The sequence below is a fragment of the Parendozoicomonas sp. 209JJ7-1 genome, from assembly GCF_058147085.1.
Map to the genome: position 1 here is coordinate 239,465 of NZ_JBYVJU010000005.1, position 9,686 is coordinate 249,150.

Genomic DNA, 9,686 nt, shown 5'->3' on the forward strand with positions numbered 1-9,686 from the left:
TTTTTATATTTATATTTATATTTATATTTATTAGCGTGTCAGCTCATCAACAGCTCGCCTGGCCTGGCTAAAGGAAGACTGCATTAATGCCTCAGCATTGGCGTCGGCGTTGGCAATAGATACCCGGCCCAATGGCTGTCTGCCAATCATGTAGTAAGGTTCCTGCCCTTCCTCAAGCACCGGGTCAAAGGCGGGGTTGGGCTGACCGGTATAACCATGTCCCCAGCGATTCACAGTGATGGCCGCAACATCACGCTCATAGTCAAAACCGTAGGGCCCCACCATGCCATTCAATAAACGCTGAACATCCTGTTCAAAATCATCAAAGGTCATCCCTAATAATTGCATGCGGCCTGTTTTAGCCCGATTGCGTGGATCGGGATCACCAAAACCAAAGGGCACCCCTGTCAGACTCATAACGATAGGCTCATCAGTATTTTCCGGGTTTTTATAATCCCCAATTGATAACGAGCCTTCGATAACACCTGCCGAGTGGAAATGCCCAGGGGCAAAAACACCGCCAACTTTAGAGCGACGGAAGGCACTCCAATCACGCAGTAAAACATTGGTGCAAACGATGGGTGTTTTATAACTTTGCTTTAATGCATTAACTTGTTGGTCCGGTAATTCATGCCAGATGTGACGAATAATGCCGTTGTAACAGGCTAGAATGCAGTGCTTGGCTTTGACTTTCTGCAATTGATTGCTGCCTTTCTGCATATAACTAATGGATACAGAGTCAGCCGTTTTTGGGTCGCCATTATGTTCAACATTAACCACCGTACTGTTAAGACGAATGCGTACTTGAGAGTCCGGTCTATCCAATTTGCTGTAGTCAAAGGGCGCGGTCATAATGCTGGGCATCGAGGTGCTGCCATCGGAAACCTCTGGAATTAAACGGCGCACTAACATGCGTGCTATAGAAGCGTTACCGTCAGGGAAGCCGTGCACCGGATCAATAAACATTTTGATCAGCTTGGCCAAGCGGTTGCCCCGCAAGAACTTAAGGCTGGTTGCGCCCATGCCGGGAGCCCCCATAGCCATGGCCATCATTGCGGGTATGGATTCGCTGCCCAGTCCTGTGGCAGCCACAACGGGGCGCAGAAAGTCCAGCAATTGCTGTTGGGTAACACCGCCATGCTTTAATAAGAACTGTTCATAACTGATGCTGAATAAATAATCAGCTTCAGCAAACAGCGAGGCATCGGTACGATCTTTATTGGCGTACATCAAGTTATATAATTCTTGCCTCGACTGCTCTGACATTGGCATAGACCAGATATCTTCGCGACTGGAATCTTCTTCGGTGGGCCAGTTCAGCATATAGCCGATGCGGCCGTCGACTAACTTGGATTTGCCATAGGTTTCTTTATCAAAATAATATTTCTGGGTCAGGCCGAAGCGGCGGGTAAAACCGTAATCCCAGGCTTCTTTTTCAAAATACTCCAGCGTCAGCCCGATATCATCAAAGATTTCCTGCATGGCCGGATTGATATCCACGCTCACTAATGCACGGCTGCCACCAAGCCCTGCATACATCCGTCCATCCAGCTCAAACTCATTGCGTACTGCATGACCGCCAAAGTCATCATGATTGTCAATCAGCAAAATGCGGGCATTGGGGTTTTCTTTCAGATAAAAATTCGCCGAAGCCAGACCACTTAATCCTGCTCCGACAATAACCAGATCATATTCGTTATCGTCTACGGCAATCCCATCGCCCCAATTGCGGCGGCCCTCCAGGGCGGTCTGGTGGGCAAAGTGATTCGCTCCATCGTGGTTGCCCCGAATGCCTGTTCGCAGCGGCGGATAAGTTTCGGGTGAACGTCGCTGGCGAATGGGTGCACCAGAGATAATGCCTTTGGGAAATGCAGCATTGGCAACAGAAGCGCCTTTGAGCAGTGCAGCACCACCTATGGAAACGGCAGCACCGTTAATGAATTGTCGCCGGGTAATAGCGAGTTTTTTTTTACTCATTTTATCTGCCTTCAAATAACGCGAATTCATAAAATTGGTTGCAAAAATTATCTTTGCATAAGAATTGTCATTAGTATATGTTTATTTAGTCCATTGAGACTAAATAAACATATACGACTTATTAAGAAATTGTTCATCAAAGAAGAATCCGAAAGAAGCAGCTTGGGCATTCGTTACTTTTGAATCCGTAATAATAAAAAAAACCAGGAGTTGCAGGCATGAAACCATCTTGCCAACCATTTAAAAAAAGTATTCTTGTTTCAGCTGTTGCGTTAGCCAACCTGAGTCTGATTGAGGTAGGTTGGGCAGCAGAATATGCAATTGAAGAAGTCATAGTAACCGCACAAAAACGTGAACAGTCTTTGCAAGATGTTCCCCTGTCCGTATCGGCCATTGATGGCGATTCCCTAAAAGAGAATGGCTCAGTCGATATCACCACCTTCTTTGCCCAAACCCCTAACCTGTTTGGCTCTCAGGATCGTGAGGATCTTGAAGATACGCGTCTGCGTGGTATTGGTTCCACAATTATTGGTATCGGTATTCAGCCTTCCATTGGTTACTTTAGCGATGGCTACTACCAGGGACGCTACGGGGCCGCAGTTAACCTGCTGGATCTTGAACGTATTGAAGTGATCAATGGCCCAACCGCCTCTCTGTTCGGCCAGTCCACCATTGCTGGTGCTATCTCAATGACCAGCAATAAGCCCACTGAAGAATTCGGCGGCAGTGTCGGTGTGCGTGTCGGTGAACTCAATACCCGTGAAATTGATGCTGTGATCAATGTGCCGCTCAACGACAATCTATCGCTGCGCGCTGCAACCCTCTATGAAGACCATGATGGTTATGTGAAGAACATCACCACCGGCCGCAAAGATCGCGCCGAGGAAAATATGGCAGCGCGATTCTCGCTGGGCTATGCCAACAACGATGGCGATCTGAATGGGGTATTCTCTTACGAAAGGCAGAAGAAAACCCTGGATGGTTCTCCATCTATCCTGGTAGCCGATGCGACCAGTGTTGCCGGCGTTGAAGCTGCCCTAAGGGCAGGGATTAATCCCACTTTCACCCTGCCGGCCTTTACCCTGCCGGATGGCGATAAGCTGGAGACCGCCGGCGGTGACCTACCCGGCCGAGGCCGCCCTTTTCAGGATCAGTCAGGTGATGAATTGCGTCTGACCATCGAGTACGATATCAATGATCAGCTGACCCTGACCTCTTCTACCGGCTACAAGAGATTTGAGCTACATCAGATGAGTGACCTGGATGGCACCCCTTTTGCCACCATCTTTGAACCCTCCACCCAAGACGTTGAGGATAAGCTGTGGCAGCAGGATCTGCGCTTAAACTATCAGGGCGAAGATGGCTTGGTGGTCATTGGTGGTATCTCCTACTCCAAAGAGAAAATAGACTTTCGCCAGGAAACAGATCAAAACCCTATTGCTTCAGCTAATATTTTCTTGAGAGATGAGAGAGGTCGCAATAAAGTCGAAACCGAAAGTAAATCAGCCTATGTGGATGTAACACTGCCACTGACTGAGCAACTGACTCTGACTACTGGCCTGCGTTACTCCGATGTGTCGGTGGACTTCGAGCGCAATGTTACTGTTCTGCCCGCAGGTTTTGGTGTGGGGTTCCAGGTTCAAGGCCATTTCCTCGACAACGACAGCTGGGATAATATTTCTGGACGTTTGGCCATGGACTACCAGCTGACAGATGATATTACTCTCTACGCCTCTTACTCTCAGGGCTGGAAACCAGGTGGTTTCGATGCGCAATTGCCGGCTACATCACCCGTGCGTCCTGGACAAGCAACCGTTCTTGCTGAGGAGAAGAGCGACAGCTATGAGCTGGGCCTCAAGTCCTACTTACTGGACAACACCCTGATGCTGAACCTGACCGCTTTCTATTTCAAATACGAAGGTCTTCAGCTGATTAATGAGAGGTCAATTACCGGTGCCGCAACGTCTATCCCCGAAGTGGAAGGTTCCGGTGTCGAAATGGTTACCCGCTACCTGATCAACGAACACTGGAGTACGGGCGCAACCCTGGGTTATCTGAACAACGAGATCGTCAAGGTAACCCCGGAAGTGGCAGTATTAGCTGACAAGGGCCGCCCCTTGGGCCGCACTCCCGAGTGGCAGGGTTCTACCTTTATACGCTACGAGACCCCGGCCTTTGGTGGTAACACCTACGTCAATCTCGACTACACCTACAGCGATAACTTCTTCCTCGGTATGAAAGGTGCCACCGCTGCCGAAGTGGATCCGATCAAGCTGGTAAACCTGCGTGCCGGCTACACCACCCAAGATGAAGTTTGGGGTTTCTATGCCTCTGTGACCAATCTGCTGGACAGGGTTAACTACTACTCATCTGCTGCATTTTTTGGTGGTGCTAAGACCAGCCCGGGCCAACCACGTCTGATTAAAGTGGGTATGAGCTACAACTTCTAGTTCCCCCTTTTGTTAGTACGTTTCCGAAACCGTTTCGAGCCGGAAAAACAGGGAATTTTATAGGCTTTAAAATGCAAAAAATCCCGCTGCAGAGGTCTGTGCGGGATTTTTGATATGTGGCGGTGGTGGGGCCATTCGGCCGTTTTTGTCCACTTTCCCACTTCTGTACTGTAGAAGGGCTGACATTCAGAAAAGCTGCAAATACGGACTGACTGGCTTTACATTTCAACCGTAACGTTTTGATCTGACCAGAGCTCAACTCTTTTACTGGCGGCAGACATAACGCATCAAATTCGTGCATGGTTGTAGCATCCATCACCCCGGCATTGTATAAACCTTTGGCTGTTTCATGAACAGCATCCAGTAAGTCACTCATTCATCACCTCCACCAACTCTCCGGCATCCAGCGCTTTTCTCAGAGCATGCTCCGTATATCCCAAAAACTCATTAGCCAACAATTTTATGGCACGTTCCTCTTTGGCGCTTATATTAGCTTGCTTGTTTTTGGCAAAACCAAAGATGAAAAAAGCTCTATGGCCCATGTGAAACGCCAACAGGGTTCTGGTACTTCCACGCTTTCCTTGACCGGGAAGAGAAATCCTCTTTTTAAAAACAGAACCTCCAAGATCCGCGTCTACCAGCCCCTGCTCAATTTCACTCACCGCCCTCAAAAGAGCTTCGTCGGACAAGCCTTGCTACACCGGAAGCCGGTAAAGTGTTTGATTACAGCCGTTTTGAAACCGATGCGTTGCAGCTACTCCAGGGGCTATGGGACATATTCTTGCTCTGGTGGGTGCTTGTGGAGCGCCTGCGGCTCATTAAAAGCTGGACGGTAAGAAACGCTTTTTGGATGTCATGGCGGCTATCAGCAAAGCCTACACACTGTGCAGCACGCTGGATGAAGCCGAGCCACTGAAAAAGGAAATTGCTTTTCTCGCTGCGGTGAAAAATGCCATCAGCAAATACACCACTGTTGATAAAAAACGTACCGATGAAGAAAAGCACTCAGCCCTGAAGCAGATTATCGACAACGCCATTGTCGCTGAAGGGGTGGATGATATCTTCGAACTGGTCGGTCTGGATCGCCCGAATATTGGTTTGCTCTCCCCTGAATTTATGGAAGATGTCGCCAATGTGCCCCAGAAGAATCTGGCGGTGGAGCTACTGGAAAAACTGCTGCGGGATGAAGTGAAGGCCAGAATGAAAACCGATGTGGTCTCCGAAAAGAAATACTCGGACCGCATTATGGAAACCCTGCGTAAATACCATAACCGCGCCATCGAAACCGCTCAGGTGATTGAAGAGCTGATCAAGATGGCCAAGGATATGGCCGCCGATGCAGAGCTGGCTGAGAAGTCGGGGCTGAACCCGGATGAAATTGCCTTCTATCGTGCGTTGATTCAGAACGAATCGGCCGTTAAAGAGATGGGCGATAGCAATCTGCGGGAGCTGGCCAAATACGTCACCGCACAGCTCCGTAAAAGCACAACTGTAGACTGGCAGGTGCGGGACAATATGCGAGCCAAGCTTCGCAACCTGATTCGTAGGGCCTTACGGAAGTGGAAGTATCCGCCGAATGAAGCCAAGGAAGCGATTGAGCTTTGCCTGCAGCAGGCAGAGGTGCTTTCTAATCAGTGGAGTGATCGCTATAAAACAAGAAATCGCCGGGTGGCGGCTCGATTTGGTCCGTTACCGGTTGATGTTTGTATTTATGCCGATGAACTCACCTTTGAGCGTTGTTACCGCCGCTGGCTGGAGGATGAAGGTTTGGTGATGCCTGCAGTCTTGAAGCACGTTGAATTTGTGATCGTAAATAGCACGATGCTGGATACTGGTTTCGTGAAAAAAAAGGCAACACCCGAAGGTATTGCCTTTCCTGCTTCACTAAGAGTGAAGCGAGCAAACTACATTATATGCAGTTTGTTTTTACAGAGGACGGATGTCTTCTGCCTGAGGGCCTTTCTGGCCTTGAGTAATGGTGAACTCAACACGCTGGCCTTCAGCCAGGCTCTTGAATCCATCACCAGTGATCTGGCGAAAATGAGCAAAAACGTCTGGTCCGCCATTCTCTTGCTGAATGAAACCAAAACCTTTCTCGTCATTAAACCACTTAACAGTACCGGTAGTAGTAGACATAATCGTATCCTTATTTCTAAAAAAGTATTGCCTTACAAGTGAGTAAGACGGTTAAGCTAGAAGTTTTGTTATCGTCTATGAAGAACGAAATGAGCTACTACACTCGGAACGTTTGAATCTATACATAAAGACTGGAACATACTTTTAACGTGCCGCTATCTTATATCACAATTCCCTTCCAGGAAAGAGGGCGTCTTGTTTATTTACGACATACTTCGTCAACCTTAAGTAGCCATCTACCTAATGTACTGCCTGCATTCTACGCTTTCTGACACTCTACTTCTTATCCTTGTAAACAGGTGCGCGAGCGCAGCACTTACTGGTGGTCGGACTGCACTTTATACGTAATCCAGTCAACCTGATTTATGCCCTGTAAATACTCTGATGGCGAGTTTGATCCTACTCATAACATTGTTAAATATGAACGTCATACACTGGTAAATCTGGCACTTCGCGTACCACCACTCCGTTTTCCACCAACCAGAGCGCAGATGCCCGACTCTCCATCAGGGGAAAGCCGAACGACATTGATGATGTTCATAAGCAGATAACTCTCCTTGTCATCCGGTGCTGGTGGTTTCAGGGGCAGGGGTTCCACCTTGCCGCCGTAATCCACCGACTGTGTTCTGTCTTTGATGCGCCACTCTGGCCCGGTGGTATCCACAGAAACCCCGCTACCACGCTCCCAGCCGCTTGATGCGTGCATTATCAAAGCGGGAGGAACGGGGTAGTTGATGTCTTTGCCCCCATTCAATAAAGAGCTGAAAAACAGCTCCAGACCGGAGCCATCCTGGGGAGGGATGTAAGCCCGCCCGGAAAAACCGAACTGCAGAGCATCGCCGACTGGCAAGCTATAAGCCATGGTTCCAGACTTCTCGCTGCGTATTGTTGTCTGACATTGTCTTTTACTCCGCAGGTTTCCCTTTATGTCGTGGAGATCTTCAGCCTGGGAATATTTCCGTCCGGGTTCTTGATAAGAACGCTGGAATAGTTATCTGTCACCGTATAAATGGCAAAGACATCGCCGATCAAAAGCCCGTCACAGTGAATCACACCACCGGGGATGTATATGGCCTTCCCAAAAGGAATATTGAAGGCGGTAATGTGATAAGTGCCCCTGTCTACTTTCTTTCCCAGTAACACCACCCCCCTGCCTTTAGCATCCAGGTGACTCCAGAGATGGGGGGTGTCATGGGTTTCCAGGTAGTAGCCACCACCGTGACTGGGGAGTGCCAGATAGCCCTTTTCATAATTTTCCTCAAACCGCACAATACTGACCGGTAATGCAACAGGCGCCTCAATCCGGATCTCGTCACCGGACTCAAGAAGAGTGGCGTTGTAATAAGCCAGGTGCTCTCTGGTGGGCTCTTCCAGAAAAATGTTCAGATCCTGCTGGTGGATAAAGAAAGTGCCAAATCTGCCAAGGACATTGGCTTCCTCCCTGGCCCAGCTGCGCTCACTGCTCCACTTGCCACTGATGGTTGAATGCCTGGGTACTTTGACATGTTCGGCTACAGTTACTGGCTTTGCAGGCTTGAGAACATGAGAAAGATCCCCTGTTCTGAAGCGATAAACCTGTCCCGGTTTGACGTAGCTGCGTATCTCAGTGGTCAACATGCTGGAATGTGGCAGAGTGCCGAAGCGATAATTAATAATATGGGGCAAGGCTCGTGAGATTTCTTCCGGAAGATCTGTCTTGATCTGGGTGTAAGGGAACAACTCTGGATAAGAGGACGCGGACAGAAAACGGAAAGGCAGAATGAATACAAGAAAAACGAAAGTAAACACAACATTAATTTTGCTATTTATCACTGTCATCTCCACGCCTCTGACGTCAGCTCACATACCTGAGATAGGTTAGTTTTTATTCAATGCCGCGTCGTTTTTATCAGCCTTCCCCCTACTCCGCTGAGGAAAATCCCTTAGATTCCAGGCTATGAAAAAATTCTTACCTGCCAGTAGGGAGCGGCTTCACAGGCCCATGGCAGATCGACCGGTAATACTGCCTGGCCCTGAACGTCGCTGTTCCGCTATTTCCCGTGTTGGCGCTGCCGTTATCAATCCACCAGTCCGGCTCATCCCCTCCGGAAATCCCGGCGGTGATGCATTCGTACACAAAGCCTTTGTACCGCTCCGGAGAAGTAACCCAATCCATAGCGAACGCTCCGTTAGCTGCCGGGCTGGTGCCGCTGCGTTCGTCGTCCTGACTCCATCGACCACCACATCACGGTAGCCCGGCCTCCGTCCTCGTCGGAGAGCCTTTGGGATTCAAACAACTTGATATTTTCCTGATTGATGGCCATACCTTCTGTCCCTTTTAACATAAGTGTGGTGAGGAAGAGTGCTATGAAAAGAGTTGGTTCACAGGCTGCATTTTCCTATGCACTATTTTTCCTCAGCCTGTTGGTGGTTCTTTTGATGCAGGCCGGGCTTGGGAGAGCCGGTTGGAGGGATGCGCCAGATTGGGAAAGTCAGCCTACTTTCGTGCAGCGTTTTCAGGAGCACCAGTTCCTGGCCGCCTGTCGGCAAGGGCGCAGTGATATTGTGAAATACTGGCTGACTCAGGAGGGTTTTAACACTAACGAGGAGTTTGTCAGCGGCACAAGCAAGGAAAAGAGATCAGGTCTGTATATGGCGGCTAACTATGGTCATTCTGAGGTCGTTAAAATTCTTGTTGATGCCGGGGCTGATCTGCATCAAGCCTGGGGTAGTGCAACGCCCCTGTTTCAAGCCAGTCAGAATGGCCATGCCAAGGTCGTCCGCATACTTGTTGATGCCGGGGCCGATTTGAATCAAACTTGGAAGGGAGCCACACCTCTGTTTCAAGCCAGTCAGGAGGGCCATGCCGAGGTCGTTTTCATACTTGTTGCTGCCGGGGCTGATCTGCATCAAGCCTGGCATGGTGCAACGCCTCTGTTTCAAGCCAGTCAGAATGGCCATGCCGAGGTCGTTCACATACTTGTTGATGCTCTTGTTAAGGGCGGGGCTGATCTGAATCACGCCAAGACTGGTGCAACGCCTCTGTTTATAGCCAGTCAGGAGGGCTATGCCGATATTGTCTCTATGCTTGTTAATGCGGGGGCTGATCCAACAATGACATGGCGTTATCTTAAAATTTTTACC

The 9,686-nt window shown here is 49.2% G+C and carries 9 protein-coding genes and 1 pseudogene; 3 read left to right on the plus strand and 7 right to left on the minus strand.

What is annotated here, in order from left to right; genetic code table 11:
- Nucleotides 1-30: 30 nt before the first annotated feature.
- Nucleotides 31-2,007, minus strand: a complete 1,977-nt coding sequence (locus ACY2RQ_RS07280) for an NAD(P)-binding protein (protein WP_490112294.1) — start codon at nt 2,005-2,007, stop codon at nt 31-33.
- A gap of 188 nt (nt 2,008-2,195) precedes the next feature.
- On the opposite strand from ACY2RQ_RS07280, the gene ACY2RQ_RS07285 reads away from it, so the two are divergent.
- Nucleotides 2,196-4,427, plus strand: a complete 2,232-nt coding sequence (locus ACY2RQ_RS07285; protein ID WP_490112295.1) for a TonB-dependent receptor — start codon at nt 2,196-2,198, stop codon at nt 4,425-4,427.
- Here the strand turns inward: ACY2RQ_RS07285 and ACY2RQ_RS07290 are convergent.
- Both ACY2RQ_RS07290 and ACY2RQ_RS07295 read right to left on the minus strand, forming a co-directional pair.
- Nucleotides 4,399-4,803, minus strand: coding sequence for a helix-turn-helix domain-containing protein (locus ACY2RQ_RS07290; RefSeq protein WP_490112296.1), 405 nt, complete (start codon nt 4,801-4,803; stop codon nt 4,399-4,401). The genes ACY2RQ_RS07285 and ACY2RQ_RS07290 overlap by 29 nt on opposite strands.
- A complete protein-coding gene (locus ACY2RQ_RS07295) occupies nt 4,796-5,116 on the minus strand; it encodes a type II toxin-antitoxin system RelE/ParE family toxin (protein WP_490112297.1) in 321 nt (106 codons plus the stop codon). The genes ACY2RQ_RS07290 and ACY2RQ_RS07295 overlap by 8 nt, the downstream gene beginning before the upstream one ends.
- Nucleotides 5,117-5,252: 136 nt before the next feature.
- Here ACY2RQ_RS07295 and ACY2RQ_RS07300 point away from each other — a divergent pair.
- A pseudogene (locus ACY2RQ_RS07300) lies at nt 5,253-6,047 on the plus strand (DUF3387 domain-containing protein); the annotation flags it as partial.
- 306 nt (nt 6,048-6,353) lie between these two features.
- On the opposite strand, the gene cspE reads toward ACY2RQ_RS07300, so the two are convergent.
- The 4 genes from cspE to ACY2RQ_RS07320 all read right to left on the minus strand — a co-directional run bounded on the left by cspE (nt 6,354) and on the right by ACY2RQ_RS07320 (nt 8,718).
- Entirely contained in the window at nt 6,354-6,563 is a 210-nt protein-coding gene (gene cspE, locus ACY2RQ_RS07305; protein ID WP_281648518.1) for a transcription antiterminator/RNA stability regulator CspE, read from the minus strand.
- A 427-nt stretch (nt 6,564-6,990) separates the two neighbouring features.
- Nucleotides 6,991-7,425, minus strand: a complete 435-nt coding sequence (locus ACY2RQ_RS07310) for a hypothetical protein (protein WP_490112298.1) — start codon at nt 7,423-7,425, stop codon at nt 6,991-6,993.
- A gap of 62 nt (nt 7,426-7,487) precedes the next feature.
- Nucleotides 7,488-8,381 carry a hypothetical protein gene (locus ACY2RQ_RS07315; protein ID WP_490112299.1) on the minus strand — a complete coding sequence of 298 codons (894 nt, stop codon included), beginning with the start codon at nt 8,379-8,381 and terminating at the stop codon, nt 7,488-7,490.
- Nucleotides 8,382-8,511: 130 nt separating this feature from the next.
- Nucleotides 8,512-8,718, minus strand: coding sequence for a hypothetical protein (locus tag ACY2RQ_RS07320; RefSeq protein WP_490112300.1), 207 nt, complete (start codon nt 8,716-8,718; stop codon nt 8,512-8,514).
- A gap of 191 nt (nt 8,719-8,909) precedes the next feature.
- On the opposite strand from ACY2RQ_RS07320, the gene ACY2RQ_RS07325 reads away from it, so the two are divergent.
- Nucleotides 8,910-9,686, plus strand: a 777-nt coding sequence (locus tag ACY2RQ_RS07325; protein ID WP_490112301.1) for an ankyrin repeat domain-containing protein, incomplete at its 3' end; no start/stop codon positions are given.